13 protein-coding genes and 3 pseudogenes are annotated in these 17,977 nt (G+C 61.8%); 10 read left to right on the top strand and 6 right to left on the bottom strand.

Annotated features, from left to right (window positions below; translation table 11 throughout):
* Window positions 1-286: 286 nt before the first annotated feature.
* The 4 genes and pseudogenes from ACKODO_RS02305 to ACKODO_RS02320 form a co-directional block, all read left to right on the top strand.
* Window positions 287-454, top strand: coding sequence for a DDE-type integrase/transposase/recombinase (locus tag ACKODO_RS02305; protein ID WP_408981845.1), 168 nt, complete (start codon window positions 287-289; stop codon window positions 452-454).
* Window positions 451-684, top strand: coding sequence for a DDE-type integrase/transposase/recombinase (locus ACKODO_RS02310; RefSeq protein WP_408981846.1), 234 nt, complete (start codon window positions 451-453; stop codon window positions 682-684). The genes ACKODO_RS02305 and ACKODO_RS02310 overlap by 4 nt, the downstream gene beginning before the upstream one ends.
* A gap of 1,791 nt (window positions 685-2,475) precedes the next feature.
* A complete protein-coding gene (locus tag ACKODO_RS02315) occupies window positions 2,476-2,904 on the top strand; it encodes a hypothetical protein (RefSeq protein WP_408981847.1) in 429 nt (142 codons plus the stop codon).
* Window positions 2,832-3,038: pseudogene (locus ACKODO_RS02320) on the top strand (transposase); the annotation flags it as partial. The gene ACKODO_RS02315 and the pseudogene ACKODO_RS02320, both read left to right, overlap by 73 nt.
* A gap of 57 nt (window positions 3,039-3,095) precedes the next feature.
* Here the strand turns inward: ACKODO_RS02320 and ACKODO_RS02325 are convergent.
* Entirely contained in the window at window positions 3,096-3,428 is a 333-nt protein-coding gene (locus tag ACKODO_RS02325) for a DUF2190 family protein (protein ID WP_408981848.1), read from the bottom strand.
* 3 nt (window positions 3,429-3,431) lie between these two features.
* Complete coding sequence (locus ACKODO_RS02330) at window positions 3,432-3,719, bottom strand: phage head-tail joining protein (protein ID WP_408981865.1); 288 nt, start codon at window positions 3,717-3,719, stop codon at window positions 3,432-3,434.
* Here ACKODO_RS02330 and ACKODO_RS02335 point away from each other — a divergent pair.
* Both ACKODO_RS02335 and ACKODO_RS02340 read left to right on the top strand, forming a co-directional pair.
* A pseudogene (locus tag ACKODO_RS02335) lies at window positions 3,636-3,887 on the top strand (integrase core domain-containing protein); the annotation flags it as partial. The gene ACKODO_RS02330 and the pseudogene ACKODO_RS02335 overlap by 84 nt on opposite strands.
* A gap of 166 nt (window positions 3,888-4,053) precedes the next feature.
* A pseudogene (locus ACKODO_RS02340) lies at window positions 4,054-5,049 on the top strand (acyltransferase family protein); the annotation flags it as partial.
* Between the two features lie 230 nt (window positions 5,050-5,279).
* Here the strand turns inward: ACKODO_RS02340 and ACKODO_RS02345 are convergent.
* The 4 genes from ACKODO_RS02345 to ACKODO_RS02360 all read right to left on the bottom strand — a co-directional run bounded on the left by ACKODO_RS02345 (window position 5,280) and on the right by ACKODO_RS02360 (window position 11,952).
* The gene (locus ACKODO_RS02345) at window positions 5,280-7,484 is read right to left on the bottom strand and encodes an FAD-dependent oxidoreductase (protein ID WP_408981849.1); all 2,205 of its coding nucleotides are present in this window, start codon (window positions 7,482-7,484) and stop codon (window positions 5,280-5,282) included.
* A gap of 23 nt (window positions 7,485-7,507) precedes the next feature.
* Window positions 7,508-8,716, bottom strand: coding sequence for an acetyl-CoA C-acetyltransferase (locus ACKODO_RS02350; protein WP_408981850.1), 1,209 nt, complete (start codon window positions 8,714-8,716; stop codon window positions 7,508-7,510).
* A 72-nt stretch (window positions 8,717-8,788) separates the two neighbouring features.
* The gene (locus ACKODO_RS02355; RefSeq protein WP_408981851.1) at window positions 8,789-10,585 is read right to left on the bottom strand and encodes an acyl-CoA dehydrogenase C-terminal domain-containing protein; all 1,797 of its coding nucleotides are present in this window, start codon (window positions 10,583-10,585) and stop codon (window positions 8,789-8,791) included.
* Between the two features lie 209 nt (window positions 10,586-10,794).
* On the bottom strand, window positions 10,795-11,952 hold the full coding sequence (locus ACKODO_RS02360; protein WP_408981852.1) for a flagellin: 1,158 nt from the start codon (window positions 11,950-11,952) through the stop codon (window positions 10,795-10,797).
* A 222-nt stretch (window positions 11,953-12,174) separates the two neighbouring features.
* Here ACKODO_RS02360 and ACKODO_RS02365 point away from each other — a divergent pair, with 222 nt between their 5' ends.
* The 4 genes from ACKODO_RS02365 to ACKODO_RS02380 all read left to right on the top strand — a co-directional run bounded on the left by ACKODO_RS02365 (window position 12,175) and on the right by ACKODO_RS02380 (window position 17,970).
* Entirely contained in the window at window positions 12,175-12,375 is a 201-nt protein-coding gene (locus ACKODO_RS02365; RefSeq protein WP_408981853.1) for a hypothetical protein, read from the top strand.
* A gap of 259 nt (window positions 12,376-12,634) precedes the next feature.
* Window positions 12,635-16,159 (top strand): hypothetical protein, encoded by a 3,525-nt coding sequence (locus tag ACKODO_RS02370; protein WP_408981854.1) that lies wholly within the window; start codon window positions 12,635-12,637, stop codon window positions 16,157-16,159.
* Window positions 16,160-16,264: 105 nt separating this feature from the next.
* On the top strand, window positions 16,265-17,200 hold the full coding sequence (locus tag ACKODO_RS02375; protein WP_408981855.1) for a sulfite exporter TauE/SafE family protein: 936 nt from the start codon (window positions 16,265-16,267) through the stop codon (window positions 17,198-17,200).
* Window positions 17,197-17,970 carry a TIGR02186 family protein gene (locus ACKODO_RS02380; RefSeq protein WP_408981856.1) on the top strand — a complete coding sequence of 258 codons (774 nt, stop codon included), beginning with the start codon at window positions 17,197-17,199 and terminating at the stop codon, window positions 17,968-17,970. The genes ACKODO_RS02375 and ACKODO_RS02380 overlap by 4 nt, the downstream gene beginning before the upstream one ends.
* Window positions 17,971-17,977 lie beyond the last annotated feature (7 nt).

The raw sequence follows: 17,977 nt of genomic DNA on the forward strand, positions 1-17,977 counted from the left end.
TATCGTCGGTCATGGCGGGTGTGGCGGGGTTGATGGTGCGGATCGGATCGGTGTAAACAGCTAAATCCTACGCGATATCATACCGTTATGCTACATCCGCCAACCCAAAATCAGCCCCCTCATGAATAAGACGGGTTAGTGGAATCGGTTTGGGACCATTTTCGCGGCTGAGATCAGGCGTAGTCGGGTCCAGGCGATGCGGAACTTCCGGCATCGGCGTTGGCATCTCGACGAGGTTTTCGTGAAGATCACATAGCTTACGGAACGGATTGCGTTCCGCAATCCTATGGGCGTGAAACACTCCCTCTGGTGCGCCGTCGATCACGAGGGTGAGGTGATCGAGAGCTTCGTCACAAAGCGCCGCGACAAGAAGGCAGCGTTGAACCGCAGGTCCGCGAAGCGAATTTCCTCAGGAAATCGCTTCGCCGACACGGTCCGACCGAAACGATCGTGACGGATCGTTTGGCATCCTATGGCGCGGCTCTGAAGGAGCTCGGGGGCATCGACAAGCGCGAGGTCGGCCGGTGGATCAACAACCGCGTTGAGGATTCCCACCAGCCATTCCGACGACGGGTGAGGACGATGCTTCGCTTCCGGCGGATGCGAACCGGAGGTCCGCGCAGCGAAGTTTGCAGAAATTCGCCGCAGTTCACGGCTCGGTTCATAACCAATTCGCTTGTCTGACAGCACGTTCATGAAGCTGGCATTTCCCGGCCTAGTGTTGTGCGGCAAATTGTCGCTCTATTGACGAGGCCGCGCATGCATCTGTGGCTTGCGGTTCCTGCAGGACATGACGGTGCCGTTCGGGGCGCGAAATGGAAAATCGACCCATTCTCACGCCTCGTGCTCTCGGCACATGAAGGCCTCTCGCGGGTGCGGCCTGAGACAAGTCACTGGGGAACCATGTCAATCCGCGACGACGGCTGTCACGAAACGATCCGAAGGAGTGATGGCATGCCCCCGTGCGTCCGCGATCGAGAAGATTCGAGCTCCAGACGCGCAGGTTGTGTCCAAGAAGCAGACAAAATGAGAGGTTGATGAAACGAGCCGGCGAAAGCGGGCGGCAGGCGGGATGTCCTTGGTATTCGAGCACCGAATGTTCGATCCGGCTCCTGAGATCGGGCTTGACTTCGCGTGCCGCTTTTTTAAAAAAAAAGAATAAAGAGTCACAAATTAGTGCCGCAAATTGTCGAGAAAATAATGGACTTTTGACAAGAGTGTATAGCCTAATTCATGTAAGTGTTACGAAGCTATACTTCTAAACTCGCAAGAAATTAATGTATAAAGAGCGCCAATTAATCTGGAAATGCTCAATTTATTTAATGCAATTAACAGTAATTGCCGCAGTTCTGCTGTGCAAGGCTGTAAAATAGATTCGCTCAATTGCCTGAAAGGCAATGTTTCGGGGCCTGTTAGGTTTAAAAAAATGAGTAAGATAGTCAGCATGAGGGAAACTCAATGGATAATGGTAAATGGATAAAAAAAATATCACGGCAAAAAATTACTTTCTTTTTCATTCCGTTTCTGATTTCTATAATATTTTTTCATTACGTGATAAATGACCCGGAGGAATACGTATACCGAGGTGAGGGGGGGTTCGCTCGTCCTCAGTTCGATACAACACTATTTAGTGTTTCTGTGCTGATGACGTTCAATATTTTATATGTTTTATTCGGATATTTTGCAATAATAAGAGATAATCATGATAATTTGTTTAATTATGTTATGTTTTATGTTGCAGTTATTCTTTTATCCGCATTCTTAACGATTTCTGCGTTTGCTTTCATTGGTCTCCATATTTCGGGATTTTGGGTTTTTAGTCTTAACGCGGGGTGAGGTCAAAATATCATGTCAGACTACAAGCTCAAATTTGACGGATACAATCTGAAATTATACAATGGTTCTAGTTATGTGATGAGCTGGGCGGCTATATCTGGGCAACCGGGCAGCCAATCGCCATTGCTCTCAGGCGTCAAAGATGTAGGCCCTATTCCCGAAGGGTCATGGTCGTTTAATATGTCGCGTGTTCAAACCATAACTGCCATGGATGATTTTATTGGAACTTTTGGACTGCTCGCTAGGCACTTCGTAAAGGTTGGAAGTTGGCCTGGAGGTGGTTCTGCTTGGGGCCGAGAACGGGTCTTTCTCGAGCCAGTAGACGGAACGAAGACTCTAAATAGAGGCGGTTTTAGCATTCATGGTGGGGATCAATACGGGTCTCAAGGCTGCATTGATCTCGGTGCATACGACGTAGATTTTTTTAAAGAATTATATGAGCGCGGAATTTCTAATATAACCGTAGAAGTTTCTTATGATCCTCGACTTTACCATGAATCGCATCCGCTTTCAGGTAAGTCTGCGTGGACTGGTATTTCGTCATCGCCAAGACCTTCAGATATGTTGGGCCAGCCCCTTGATCACACAGGAAAAGTTGTTGGTAGTTGGCGCTGCTTCCTCGCTGGCACACCGATCCTGATGGCGGATGGATCGACGAAACCGATCGAGGCGATCCGCCCCGGCGACGAGGTGGCGGCTTTCGATCCCGAAGCGCAATGGGGGCTCGGGCCGCTGAGGCCCGGCAAGGTGACACGCACGTTTACGAATGTCACACGGACCATCATCAATCTGCGCGGGCTGCACATGACGCCGGGCCATGTCGTGCTGATGGATAATGGCGAGTGGGATATCATCGCGAGAGCGCTGAAGGATGACCGCGCGATCGTCGAGGAGCGCGAGGGCCCGGATGGCGCATCCAAGGCCATCCTGGTCCGCGCGCGCACCGGCGCCTGTTCCAGCGCCTGCACGCGCCGATCCGGAAGAAGCGCTGGGTCATCTACGCCAAGCCGCCCTTTGCAGGCCCGGAAGCCGTGCTGGCCTATCTCGCTCGCGATACCCATCGCGTAGCCATATCAAACCGCCGCCTCATCGCCCATGACGGGAGTGGCGTCACCTTCCGCTACAAGGATTACTGTCGTGAGGGGGCTGCCCATCTGCAGGTCATGACACCTCAGCCGCACGAGCTCATCCGCCGCTTCCTGCTGCACACCCTGCCACGCGGCTTCCAACGCATCCGCCATTACGGGCTGCTGGCGAGTTCAGCGCACAAGGAAAGCCTCGCCCGCGCACCCTCGCCACGCCAATGCCCGCCGCCTCGATCGCGGTTCCGGCCGGGAAGCGGCCGACCGCGGCACGTTGATCTGCTTGGCGGCATCGTCCCAGGAGACGCGGGCGCCGGCCGCGATCACGGCGCTGGCGAGTTTCGGGAGTTCGTAGACGCCCTCGGTGCTGATCGCGACCCGCTCGCCGACGAGCGCGGTGCGTGAAGCGATGCCGAACAGGTTGCCGATGATGACGCCCGCGCCGGAGGTGAGCCCGCCAGCGGGCGCGGCGAGCGTGATCATCCGGCTTTCCTGAATGTAGTTCTTCATGGCTCAGGTTCCTTTCGTGGAGGCGATCCATACCTGCCGGATGGGCGTTGCGCCCTGCGCGGTGATGCGGCGTTCGAGATCGAGGAGCGCCGTCGCCATCTCGGCGTCGGTCGCGTAGCTGATGCGCTTGCCGTCATATTCGACAGTGCGGACACCCGCGTAGCGCACCTTGAGAAGCGCTACGCGGAGCGTCTGAAGGGTGGCGAGATCGGGCACCGCACGACACGGGTGAAGTGGGCGCAATCCAACGGCATCATCGAGCGCTTCCACCGCACCCTGCTCGACGAGCACTTCCGGGTGGAGGGCCGCCGAACCTGGTTCGAGACCATTGAGGAAATGCAAGGCGTGCTGGACGATTACCTCGTCATCTACAACACCCGCCGTCCGCATCAGCGACGCGGCATGAACGGCAGAACGCCAGCTCAGGCCTTCATCGAAGGACTGCCAAACGCCAGCTAACAGGAGGTGACAGCCAGGCCGAAACAGACCAAACTTAAAACCGCCTGAGAGCCCGCAACTCACGCGGCGCTGTCAGGTGATTAACCTCTCTGTACCACCAGAATACTACAATCCCGCATCCAAGCTCCGGGGCATGACCCTGTGGGGGTGTATGCGGGAAGTTGCGATGATCGATGCGGGTGAAAAGAACCGATTTATCGAGATATGGCGGGGAATCGCCGTTCTCGTGGTGGTTCATTTTCATTTTACGGGGCGCATTCCCTCCGAGGCCCTCGGCTCGGCCACACCGGCATCGTTCGGCAACGATATCGGGAAGATCGGCGTCTACATCTTCTTTGTGATTTCCGGCTACCTGATCGCACAGTCCCTGTCGATGTCGCGCAGCCTTGCCGATTTCTATGCCAAGCGCATCTCGCGCATCTGGCCGCTCTTCGTCGTGGCGGGGGTCTTCATCTTCGTCTTTGTCCGCATCCTCCCGCCGCCGAGCGTGGATTCCGAGTTGGTCAGCTTCAACCGTGAGCAGGCGGGTTTCGTTGACCTGGTCATGACAAGCTTCTTTCTGGCGGATTTCGGCTTCCGCTGGGTCGATGGCGTGTTCTGGTCGATCCTCGTGGAACTGAAGTTTTATTTTTTCGCCGGACTTTTCGCGGCGTTCTTTCGCAACCGCCACATCGAGCTTTTTTGCGTTTTCGCAATCGTTCTTTCGCTGATCGATGGAATGCTGGTCTATGTGACGCATCCGATCACGGCGGGACTTGGTGCCGGACAATGGCAGAAATCCGCATCGCGCATTCTGAACGGGGTGCTGATCGCGAATTATCTGCCTTTCTTTGCGCTCGGCATGGCGCTCCATCGGGGGAAATTCGACTCCATCTTCAATGCGCTGCTGCTGATGGCCTGCTTTGTGTTCCTGATCGCGATTGCCGATGATTACAGGTTCGATGTCCGCCGCATGGCTCTGTTCCTGCTGGTCTCCGCGAGCTTTTTCGTGCTGGACCATGTCATGTTCAGGGGCGGCATCCTGTTATGGTTCGGCCGCTACAGCTACGCGCTCTATCTCTTCCACCAGTTGCCGGGTCTCGCAATCATCAAGGCGCTGACGCCGGTATGGGGTATCAACCTTGCGACCATTGCCGGCTTCGCCAGCGTTGTCCTGTTCGCGTGGTTTTTCTCCTTCCTCGCGGAATGGCGGTTCCGGCGCCCGCTCAACGAGTGGCTGCTCTCGCTGTTCCGTCTCGCGCATCTCGATCGGGTCAAGGTCTCCCACCAGACCTCGCGGCCGGGCGGGATGCGCATCATGGCGGAGCCGGAAACGGTGCCCGGAAGGTGCATTGACGAAGAGCGGTAGGACCCGGAGCCGGAGTTTCATGCCGAAGGCTCCGGGCAACCGGCTCATGCTGCGGCCTTCTTCGGCGCGAAGCGGCCGTAGAAGGACTCGTTGGTCTTGGCCATCTGCTTCAGCAGGCGGTTCGGCTGGAAGCGGTCGCCATGCTTCTTCGCGAGCTTGTTGCAGAGCGCCACGAAGGCCTTCGTACCCATGCGGTCGATATAGGAGAGCGTGCCGCCGGTATAGGGCGCGAAACCGAAACCGAGGATCGAACCGACATCCGCCTCCCGCACATCGACGATGACCTTCTCCTCCACCGTGCGCGCGGCCTCAAGCGCCTGGATCGCGAGGAAGCGATCCTTCAGCTCCTGAACATCGAGCGTACCGGCGTCGAGCTTCACTTTCTGCAGGTCGGCGAGGCCGGGCCAGAGCGCCTTGCCCTTCTCGGCATAATCATAGAAGCCCTTGCCGTTCTTGCGTCCCAGGCGCTGCAGATCGACCACCATCGTTTTCAGCAGGGCTTCCTGGCGGGCGTCGATCGCGGCTTCGCCCAGGTCTTGCTTGGTCGCCTGCAGGATCTTCCAGCCGAGGTCCAGCGCCACTTCATCGTTGAGCGAGAGCGGCCCGACGGGCATGCCCGCCATCTTCGCGACATTCTCGATCATCGCCGGCGGAACGCCTTCCGCCAGCATGAGATGCCCCTCGCGGATGTAGTTCAGCACGCAGCGATTCGCGAAAAAGCCGCGGCAATCATTCACGACAATCGGCGTCTTCCTGATGGCTCGCACGAAATCGAGCGCCACCGCGAGCGCGCGGTCCTTCGTGCGCTTGCCGAGGATGAGTTCGACCAGCAGCATCTTCTGGACCGGCGAGAAGAAGTGAATGCCGATGAACTGGCTCGGGCGCTCGAAATATTCCGAGAGCGAGGAGATCGGCAGGGTCGAGGTGTTGGAAGCGAGGATCGTCTTGCGGCCAATGTTCCCGGCGATCTTCCGGATGACCGTTTCCTTGACGGCGCGGTCCTCGAACACGGCCTCGATCACGAGGTCGCAGCCCTTGAGCAGCGAATAATCCGCCGAGGGCGTGATGCGGGCAAGCAGGGCATCGCGGTCCGCGCTCTTGGCGCGGCCCTTCATGATCTGATCGCTCATCAGCTTGTGCGAATAGGCCTTGCCCTTCTCCGCCGCTTCCAAGTCGCGGTCGATCAGCACCACGTTGATGCCGGCCTGCGCCGCCACATAGGCGATGCCCGCGCCCATGAAGCCCGCACCGACGACGCCGATGCGCTTGAACTTCGTCGGCGGGATATCCGCCGGGCGGCGCGCGCCCTTCTCGAGTTCGCCCTTGGAAAGGAACAGCGAGCGGATCATCGCCGCCGCTTCCGGGCTGCGCAGGATTTGCGCGAAATAGCGGCTCTCGACGCGGAGTGCGAGGTCCATGGGGAGCTGGAGGCCCTCATAGACCGCCTTCAGGATGGCCTTCGCGGCCGGATAGTTATCGGAGGTCTCGCGGCGATAGATCGCGTTGGCCGGCGGCCAGATCATCATGCCCGCGGGCGAATGCACCTTGCTGGAAGGCAGCTTGTAGCCCTCCGTGTCCCACGGCGCTTTGGCGTTAGGGTTCGCCTTGATCCAGTCCTTCGCGGCCTGGATGATTCCGTCACGCGGGCCAACGGCATGCACGAGGCCCATGGAGCGGGCCGCCGCCGGCTTGATCTGGTCGCCCTTGAACAGCATCTGCAGGGCATCGCCGGTCTGCATCAGGCGGGCGACGCGTTGCGTGCCGCCGGCGCCGGGGAAAAGCCCGACCTTGATCTCCGGCAGGCCGACGCGGGTCTTGTCGCTATCCGACAAGATCCGGAAATGGCAGGAGAGCGCGAGCTCGAACGCCCCGCCGAGGCAGGTGCCATGCACCGCCGCCGCGAAGGGCTTCCCGCAGGTCTCGAGCTTCCGGTATAGGAGGCTCAGACGCGCGGTGGCCTCGAAGAAGAAGGCCATGGCGGGCTCTTCGCCCCTGGTCTTCACGAGCCTGGCATATTCCATGCCGAGGCCCTGGAGCATGGTGAGGTCCGCGCCGCCCGAGAAGGCCTCCTTGCCCGAGGTGATGACACAGCCCCTGATGGCTTCCGTGCCGACCACGTGATCGATGATCTGGTTCAACTCGGCCATCACGTTCTGGTCGATGACGTTCATCGACTTGGCCGGGCTGTCCCAGGTCGCCAGCGCAATGCCGTCAGCGTCGGTTTCAAGGCGGAAATGGGTGAGGTTCATCGGAATTCTCCGTTCCGCCAGAGTTAGACGCGCTCGACGATCATCGCCGTGCCCATGCCATGGGCGACGCAGAGCGTGACGAGGCCGGTATTAAGGTCGCGGCGCTCGAGTTCATCGATGATGGTGCCGAGGATCATCGCGCCGGTCGCGCCCAGCGGATGGCCCATGGCGATGGCGCCACCATTCACGTTGACCTTCCCGGGGTCGATGTCGAAGGCCTGGATGTAACGCAGCACCACCGAGGAGAAGGCTTCGTTGATCTCGATGAGGTCGATATCCTTCATCACCATGCCCGTGCGCTCGAAGAGGCGCCGCGTCACATCCACCGGGCCGGTCAGCACCAGCGCGAGATCAGAGCCGATGGTCGCAAAACCGCGGATGCGGGCGCGGGGCTTCAGACCGGCCTTGCGGCCCGCCGCCTTGCTGCCGACGAGAACCGCCGCCGCACCATCCACGATCCCTGAGGAATTGCCGGCATGGTGGACATGGTTGATCTTCTCGACCTCCGGATGGCCCTGAGTGGCCACCGCGTTGAAGCCGCCCTGCTCACCCATCATCGCGAAGGAAGCCTTGAGGCCGCCAAGCGCCTGCATATCGGTATTCGGGCGGATGGTTTCATCGCGTCCGAGGATGGTCAGCCCGTTCACATCCTTCACCGGCACGACCGATTTCGAGAAGCGGCCCTCTTCCCAGGCGGCGGCGGCGCGTCTGTGCGAGGAGACCGCGAAGGCATCGCAATCGTCGCGCGTGAAGCCGTATTTCGTGGCGATGAGATCCGCCGCCACACCCTGCGGCGCGAAATAGGAGGGGATCGCCACGCTGGGGTCCACCGCCGGCAGCATGCCCGAAGCGCCCATGCCGACGCGGCTCATGCTCTCGACGCCGCCGCCGACCAAGAGATCCTTCTGGCCCGCCATGACCTGCGCCGCGCCGGCCGCGACCGCATCGAGACCCGAGGCGCAGAAGCGGTTGATCTGGATGCCCGGCACCTGGAAGCCGTAATCCGCGGCAATCGCGGCCGAGCGGGCAATATCGCCCGAGGCCTCTCCCACAGGGTCGACGCAGCCCAGGATCACATCCTCGACCACGCCCTTTTCGAGGTGGTTGCGGGTCGCGAGCGCGCGCAAGGCAGTTTCGGCGAGGCGAACCGCCGTCACCTCATGCAGCGAGCCATCAGCCTTGCCCTTGCCGCGCGGCGTGCGGACGTGATCGTAGACGAATGCGTCGGCCATGAGGGCCTCCCGTTCTGACGTGCTATTCTTGAAACTCGGGAAAGCGGCGCGCCCGTCGCGTGCCGCCGGATTTCAGAAGGCTTCCGCCGGCAAAGCCATGATGGCATCCGAACCGGCGGAGATGCGGGCGAGATGCGCGCCGGTCTCGGGCAGCATCCGCTCCATGAAGAAACGGGCGGTGACGAGCTTGGTGTTCATGCGCCCGGTTGAACCATTCGCACCCGCCGCGAGCTTCTCGGTCGCAACCTTCGCCTGCATCGCCCACATATAGCCCATGGCCACGAGGCCGAAAAGGTGCATGTAATCGGTCGCGCCCGCGCCGGCATTGTCCGGCTTGGCAAGCGCGTTCTGCATGAACCACATCGTCGCCTGCTGGAGATGGCCCAGCGACTTGGCGAGCGGCGCGAGCAAGGGCTTCAGCGCTTCGTTCGTCTCGTTCGCCTTGATGAAGCCCTGCACCTCGTTGAAGAAGCTCATCACGGCGCGGCCGCCATCGCGCGGCAGCTTGCGACCCACGAGATCCATCGCCTGAATGCCGTTCGCCCCTTCATAGATCATGGCGATGCGGGCATCGCGCACGAACTGGCTCATGCCCCATTCTTCCACATAACCATGGCCGCCGAACATCTGCTGGGCCTTCACGGCATTGTCGAAACCGAGATCGGTCAGCACGCCCTTCAGCACCGGCGTCATCAGGCCGAGATGATCGTCGGCCTCCTGGCGGGCCTTCTCGTCATCCGAGCGATGGGCGACATCGCTCTTCAGCGCGGTCCAGAGCACCAGCGCGCGGGCCGCCTCGTTGAAGGCGCGGATGGTGAGCAGCGTGCGACGCACATCCGGGTGAACGATGATCGGGTCGGCGGCCTTCGCCGGCTCCTTCGCGCCGGTCAGCGCGCGGCCCTGGATGCGGTCCTTCGCATAGGCGACCGCGTTCTGATAGGCGACTTCCGACTGCGCGAGGCCCTGAATGGCCACACCGAGCCGCGCCTCGTTCATCATCACGAACATGGCGTTGAGCCCCTTGTTCTCCGCGCCGACGAGCCAGCCGATCGCGCCATCATAGTTCATCACGCAGGTCGCATTGCCATGAATGCCCATCTTGTGCTCGATCGAGCCGCAGGAAACGGCATTGCGCGCGCCGAGGCTGCCATCGGCATTGACCAAGAACTTCGGCACCACGAAGAGCGAGATGCCCTTCACGCCCTCCGGCGCACCTTCGATTCGGGCCAGAACAAGATGGATGATGTTCTCGGTCAGGTCATGCTCGCCGGCCGAGATGAAGATCTTCGTGCCGAAGATCTGGTAAGAGCCATCGCCCTGCGGCACGGCCCTGGTCTTGATGAGGCCGAGATCGGTGCCGCAATGCGGCTCGGTGAGGTTCATCGTGCCCGACCACGGCCCCTCGATCATCTTCGGCAGGTAGATGCGCCTGATCTCCTCCGAGGCATGGGTGTGCAGTGCGGCGATCGCGCCCATGGTCAGGCCCGGATACATCGAGAAAGCCATGTTCGCGGAGGAGGCGAACTCGTTCATGATCGCGCCAACCGTGTAGGGCAGGCCCTGCCCGCCATATTCCGGATCAGCCGAAAGCCCCACCCAGCCGCCACCGGTATAGGCTTCATAGGCTTCCTTGAAGCCTTTCGGCGTGGTCACGCGGCCATCGGCATGGCGGGCGCAGCCTTGCTGATCGCCCGAGCGGTTCACCGGCTGGAGCACTTCCTCGCAGAGTTTCGCGCCTTCCGTGAGGATCGCCTCCAGCATGTCCGGCGAAAGATCGGAGAAGCCCGGCAGGTTGCCATATTTCTCAATGCCGAGCACGTCATTGAGCAGGAAGGACACCTCGGCGGTCGGCGCGCGATAGCTCGGCATGGAAATTCCTCCCGGTAAAACCTTGCTAGCCTCGTAGAGGACGAAACTTGATCGTTTACATATGAACTATCATCCGCCTTGTAAAGCCCCGTTCTCAACAAAGGTCGCAGGAAGTCGGCAAAAGACAACGATGATCTGCATCGCCGCGACAAAAGAAAAGGGCGACGCCAGGCGCCGCCCTCCAAAATGACCGGATTTTGCCGAGAAAATCAGAACAGGCGGAGCACGCTCTGCTCGGCCTGGGTCGCGAGCGAGAGAGCCGTGGAGGCAAGCTGCTGGCGCGTGTTGAGCGTGACCAGCTTCGCTGCTTCCTCGTTCTGATCGGCCAGCACGAGGAGATCCGAGCCGGTCTCGAGCGTCTCGATCATGCTGTTGGTGAAGTCCTGCCGGGTCTGCACGACCGAGAGGTTCGAGCCGAAGGTCGAGGCCTGGTTGCGCAGCTTGGTAAGGCCATTGGTGAGGTTGCCGATGGCGTCGTTGATATCCTTGTCGGACTGGAAGTTGTTGGTCGAGGCCGCGATACCGAGGCCCGTTGCGTTGAACTTCACGCCCGAAATGGTGATGGACGCCGTATTGGCTTCGTTGAACTGCACTTTCAGCGAGCCGTTATCGAGCAGATTCACACCATTGTAGCCCGAATCCGAAGCCAGCTGGTCGATCTGGCTGCGGAGCGCATCGAACTGCTTCGCGAGATCCTTGCGGGTCGAGTTGGTGGCGGCGCTGGCGGTCAAGGTTGCGCCGCCGAAAAGGGTGCCGACCTTCGCTGCAGCCGAGCCGGAGACGGCCAGGCTGGAGCCATCGAGCGATTCGACAACAAGCTGGCCCTGGCCGTTGAGCGAGGCCTGAATCTTCTGCGGGCCCGAGCTGGGGTTCAGCGTGGCGTTGCTGTTGATGGCGGAAATCACATCATCGACATCGTCACCCGCGGCAAAGGTGAAGGCGGCCGTGCCGTTGACGGTGATCGTGTCACCCACCGCGAAGCCGCCAGCGCCAGCGGTCGAAAGAACCGTGCTGCCGGTGAGCGCCGTGGTGTTCGTACCCGTCACCTTCGGTGTCGTCGAGGTGGATTGCAGCGCCTGGCGAGCGGAGGCCTGGGCGGACTCGACCAGCTTCGTCAAGGCCTTGATGCCCTTGTCGGCCGCCTCGATGACTTTCACGCCCTGGCCGATCGAGTCCAGCAGCGAGGAAAGGTCCCGCGCGCGGTTCGAGAGGCTCGATGAGGTGAAGAAGTTGACAGGGTTGTCCAACGCGGAATTCACGCGCTTGCCGGTCGCCAGTTTGAGCTGTTGCTGCTGCTGGGAAGCGGTTGTCGACTTGATCGCGGCGAGGGACTGACGGACGCCGACGGAGAGAGTGATATCAGCCATGATGGCACCTTTCTGGCCAGGAGTAACCCGGGCCCATCGCCCGGTAATACGACCTTAGGTTGTAGATTCCTAAATAATCGTTGAGGTTGCAATAGCGAATTGATACACGCTTGAATTGTTCGCGCTTCCTGCGATTCGGCCCCTTTTTGCTTCCCTCAAAGCGGTTGGCCTTTCGGGATCGGCAAGAACAGATTTCATCGCGCCAGGCGGCGGGGGCAAGTCATGAACGAAAAAGAACTGGTTCGTCGAATCATTGATTTTGGATTCATCATAAAGGCGCAGCTTTACTCTGAAAATACCGAGATGCTTCGATCCATCATGAACATCATGATCATGGAAGCGGAGGATGTTCTTGAGGAAATGAACGCCTCTTCCGGTGATTCCACTTCCTCCGAAGGTGAACAACGCTTCGGATCAACCTGATCAAACAATCCGATGAACGGAGCCAGGCCCCGGGCAGGAATCGCGCCGTTCCTGGTGGCTTCGTCTGCGCAAGCCGTCCGCGTTTTTTACAACCTCAGGCAGCAGCACCAGGCAAATTTCGCCTGTTTTTTAACGAAGTGTTTACCATAACAGGAAAAGCTGTCTGCACGGGGGGAAAACGGCCGGATCAAGCTCTGATTCGCACCTTCCCGTCGGCGGCGTCGGCCGCTGCATCGAACATCGGGATGCGGATCGGACAATGGCGAATGCAATGCCGTGGAGCGTGCGGGGAATCGACCCTGAAATCCGCGAACAGGCCGTGGAAGCTGCCCACCGCTCCGGCCTTTCAGTCGGCGAATGGCTGAACCATGTCCTGGCCGGCAACCTCGATGACGAGGATGACGAGCCCGCCACTTCGCGCGGCCGTCGGCGCAAGTCCTCCCGCGGGGAAGCGCTGAACGATCGACTGGAGCGCCTCGGACGCAACCGCACTGCCACCGCCGCGCATCGCATGCGTGATTCCGGGCCGGAGAATGGCCGCATCCTCGATCTGATCGAATCCGCCTTGCAGGCAATCGAGCGCCTGGAGCGCAAGACCCCCGGGCCTTCCCCGGCTGCTTCGCGCGACTCATCCGATCCCAACCGCGTCGTCGATGACCTGGAGCGTCGCCTCGAAATTCCCCAGCGGGCGCCGAGCGGCCGTCCAGCAGCCTTCCTGCAGCCGGGCCGGATCGAGGACGCCGAATTCCATCGTGCCGTTTCCGAGATTGACGAGCGGCGCCGCATGCTCGACGAAGCCGCCGCGAGCCGACCGGAGCGGGGGGCCAACAACAACGCCATCGACGCCATGCGCCAGCAACTCGACATCCTGCTCGAGCGCATAGAGGATATGCGTGGCCAGACCGACCGCGAGACCGTGCCGTTGCAGGAGCGCATCGACCACATCGCCAGTCGCCTCGAAAGCTGGCATGATCGTCCGCATGAGGACACCGCGCTCATTCGGCGCGACCTCGCGAGCCTCGCCGCAACCATCGAAACGCTCTCGCCCCAGCGCCTCCTCGGCATGGTGGAAAATGCCGTTGCGAGCGTGGCTGAGAAATCCTTCGGCCAGCATCGCAGCCCGCTGCCCGAGCGGCTTCTCGCGCCGATTCTTGATGTCCAGCAGGAAATCCGCGACATCCTCGGCGAACTTGCTTCATCCCGCTCGTCGGACCGGCTGAGCCAGGAAGTCCATCTCATCGCGCGCCGGCTCGATGAGATCAGCCGCCAATCGACCGACGCCGAGCGCATCGAGGATGTGCTGCGCGAGACCAACGCGATCAAGAGCCTCATCGGACAGGTCGTGCGGTCCCAGCCGCTGGAGGGCCTCGTCTTCCAGATGGAAACGCTCGGCAAGCACCTCGAGAATTTCCGCTCCGATCCGAATCGCCGCGCCGAGCGCGCGGTGATGGATGCCGTCCAGGAAATCCGCGACCGCGTGGAACGGCTTGACCCCAAGGCCGCTTTCCAGTCACTCGAGCAGCGTCTCTCCGCCATCGCGGCCATCGAACATCGCCTTGGTGCCCTCACGGGCATTGAGCGCCGCCTCGATGAAATTGCACGCGACGTCAGCCGGATCGCCAAGGCACAGCAGCCTTTGCCGCACCTTGATTCCATTGCAGAACGGCTGGAGCGCATTGACCGCGTGCTCGGCGACACGCGAGGCCAGCCGCTGGCGGCCTTCGGCAGCCTCGCCGAGAAGATCGAGAAGCTTGGAACCTCGCTCGACCGGGCGCAGGCACCTGCTGTCAGCGATGAGCTGATGGACATGCTCGAGCGCCTCTCGGCCCGCATGGCGGAAGCCGAAACACGCTCGGACACGCATACGCTGGATGCGCTCCAGCATGAGATTTCCCGTCTTGGCAAGAAACTCGACATGCCCGCCGGCGTGCCGGCCGGCCTTGAAGGCCTCCAGAAGGCCGTCGAGACGCTGATGAACCAGTTCGATACGGCCCGCACCGATCTGCGTGAAGCCGCAGCCGAGGCCGCCGAACGCGCCGCGCGCGAGGCCATCCGCTCGATCGCGCGCGACGAGACTACCGATACGCTCGCGGCGGAGGGCCTGCTTCTGCTCAAGCGCGATCTCGGCGACTTCAAGACCGCCCAGACCGAAGCCGATCGCCGGACACGCCAGACGCTGGAAGCTTTGCATGGCACGCTTGAGGGCCTCGCAAACCGCCTCGGCGGCATGGAGACCGGCCTTCCGGTCCCTGCGCCACGTGCGGCGCCCAGGCCGCCATCAGCCCCGGCTCATGCAACCGCCCCCGCACCCGCCCCTGTACCCGCCCCTGCACCCGCTTCTGCTTCGGGGATGCCACGCGCGGATATCCCGGCTCCGGCCCTGCCGCCGGCAACTCCGATGCGGATGCCGGAAACCGCCCAGAAATCGCCCCCCTCGACGATGGCCTCCCGCGTGAACTCCTCGGCAGATGTGCCGGAAAATCCCCCGGATCTGCCGCTGGAACCCGGCCTGCGTCCAGGACAGCCGCGCCCGGCCGACAGCATGCAAGGAGCATCCGGCGCGCAAGTGCCGGCGGTGGCCGATCCACGTGCGAATTTCATCGCGGCTGCCCGTCGTGCCGCACAGGCGGCGGCAGACCAGAGCCAGCAGGTTCTCGCCGACGAGAAGACCGACCGGAAAGCCGCCAAGGCCGCCCGAAAGGCGGCGAAGGCGGCAGCGGCCGGAACAGACGGAGCCCCCCAGGCCTCGTTCCTGGCCCGCGCCCGCAGGCCGATCCTGCTCGGCCTGGCCGCACTCGTCCTCACCCTCGGTGCCATGAAGTTCCTGCTGACGCGAGACAGCGGCAAGGCGCCTGCTCCACCCGCGCCACCCGCGATCGAGCGCCCTGCCGTCGAAAGAACCGAGCCCGCGAAGCCCCAATCGGCGCCGGAGCGCACCGGCTCGATCGCGACCCCAGCGGTCGAGCCCTTGGGCAAACGCACGACGCGGCTTACCGATTCAGTCCCCATCGCGCAGGCTGATCCGATGACCGTGGGCTCCATCACCGCGCAAGGCACGGCCCGCCCGATCGAGACCGGTCGCGAGGTGCTCGCAGAACTCGGTCGCGAAACGAAGATCGTCGGGCAGGATCGCCTGCTTGATACCGCAACCGGCGGCAATGCCGCGGCCATCTTTGATATGGGCTCACGGCTTGCGGATGGACGCGGCGTGGCGCGCGATCCGAAGCTTGCGGCACGCTGGTTCGAGCAGGCGGCGGCACAGGGGCACGCCCCCTCGCAATATCGCCTCGCGAGCCTCTATCGTGAAGGGCGCGGTGTGGCAAAGGACGCCGCGCTGGCTTTCCAGTGGTTCGATCGCGCGGCAGCGCAGGGCCATGTGCTGGCCATGCACAATGCCGGCGTGCTGCTGGCCGAGGGTGTGCATGGCGCGCCGGATTATGCCGGTGCAGCACTCTGGTTCCGCCGCGCCGCCGAGCACGGCGTGAAGGATAGCCAATTCAATGTGGCCATCCTCTTCGCCCGCGGACTTGGCGTGAACCAGGATCTCGGCGAGGCCTATCGCTGGTTCTCGCTCGCCGCGATGCAGGGCGATCCAGATGCCGGCAAGAAGCGCGATGACATCGCGGCGCGGCTTACCAAGGAACAGCTCGCCAAGGAGCGTGACCGCCTGAAGTCTTTCAAGACGACCGCACCCAACCTGAATGCCAACGAACCCGGAAACTGGGACAGGACCGCCGCTCTGCCCTTCCCGCCCATCGGGCGGCCGGGAGCACCGGCACAGTAACAGCCTCTGGTCGGTTGACGAGCCGGAGCTGAGGATCGAGAAGAGGCCGCACGGCGAGAGCTTGCGGCCTTCCGCTTTTCCTTGCCACCGGAGGCGCATCACCGGATGCAGATCTACCTGCCCATTGCCGAGTTGCCGCTGAACCTGTTCCTGCTGCTTGGCATGGGCGCGGCCGTGGGCTTCATCGCCGGCCTTTTTGGCGTGGGCGGAGGCTTCCTGCTCACGCCATTCCTGATCTTCATCGGAGTGCCGGCCCCGGTGGCTGTCGCCACCTCATCGGTGCATATCGCAGCCTCGTCGGTCACCGGCGCGCTCACCTATTGGCGAAGGCAGGCGCTGGATGTGCGGCTGGGTGCCGTGCTGATTGCCGGCGGCGTGCTGGGCGCTTTTCTGGGCGTGATATTCTTCAACCAGATGCGCCAGCTGGGCTTTCTCGACCTCATCATCACGCTGTCCTACGTGACATTGCTGATGTCGATCGGCTGCCTGATGTTCGTGGAAAGCATCGGCTCCATGATCGAGAAGCGCGTGCAGCGCGGCAAGCCTGTTCCGCCCGTGCCCCCGCCCCCGGAGAGGGCCTGGCACCAGCGCTTTCCACTGCATCTGCATTTTGTCCGCTCCAAACTGAACACGAGCGTCATTCCGGTGGTGACCCTCGGCACGGTCATCGGTTTCGTGGGCGCCGTGCTGGGCATCGGCGGCGGCTTTCTCGTGGTGCCCGCCCTGATTTATCTGTTCCGGATTCCCACGAATGTGGTCGTCGGCACCTCACTGCTGCAGATTCTCATGACGATGATCGTCGCGATTTTCCTGCATGCCACCATCAGCCAGGCGGTGGACATCATCCTGGGGCTGGTTCTGGTGGTCGGCGGGGTCATCGGTGCGCAATTCGGCGTGCGCACGGGGCAGACTCTCAAGGGCGAACAGTTCCGCCTGCTGCTGGCCATGCTCATCCTCGCCGTGGGCGTGCGCTTCGCTTTCGAGGTCGTCGGCCGCCCGCTCGATCCCTTCGTGATCTCGGCCGTCGAGGTGGAGCGATGAATCGCCTTGTCCCGTTCCTGTTGCTGGCGCTTGCTTGCCTTTCGGGCCTGCCTGCGCGGTCGCAGGAACTGGTGCTGACCCTTTCGACCCGTGAGGTCGCGATCACCTCGACCTATACCGGCGCGGATGTGACGGCCTTCGGTTTCATCGAACGCGATGTGCGCAGCGTGACGCGCGCCGCGCCCTTCGAGATCATCGCCACCGTGCAGGGACCCGTGGGGGATATCGTGGTGCACAAGAAGGGGCAGCTCGGTCCGATCTGGCTGACGGCGGCCCGCGAGCGCTTCGCGCGCATCCCCACCTATTTCGCGCTGCTCAGCGCCCGCCCCGTGGGCGAGATGGTGACGGACGAAACCGCGCAGAGGCTGAAGCTCAGCCTTACGGATTATCTTCCGCCGCTCGACACCCTGCCTGCGCCGGAACAGGCCGAACAGGCCGAGTTTCGCCAGGCGCTGCTGCGCCTTAGGCAGGAGGAAGGCGCGCTGGTCATCGACCCCAAGGCGATCACCATGGTGCGCCCCAACCTCTTCACCGCGAGGGTGAATGTGCCGGGCAAGGCCCCGGTTGGGCTTTACGTGATCAATGTCTCGGTGGTCTCCGAGGGTGTGGTCTTGCGCACCTCCCAGACTGGCTTCGTGGTGCGGAAGGTCGGCTTCGACGCCGCTGTGGCGGATGCAGCGAAGAACCGAGCGCCGCTTTATGCGCTGGTAACCGTGCTGGTGGCGGTTCTGCTCGGCTGGGTAGCAAACTTTGCTTTCCGGCGGGATTGACGGGAAA

The organism is Rhabdaerophilum sp. (assembly GCF_046092605.1).
GTDB lineage: Bacteria > Pseudomonadota > Alphaproteobacteria > Rhizobiales > Beijerinckiaceae > Rhabdaerophilum.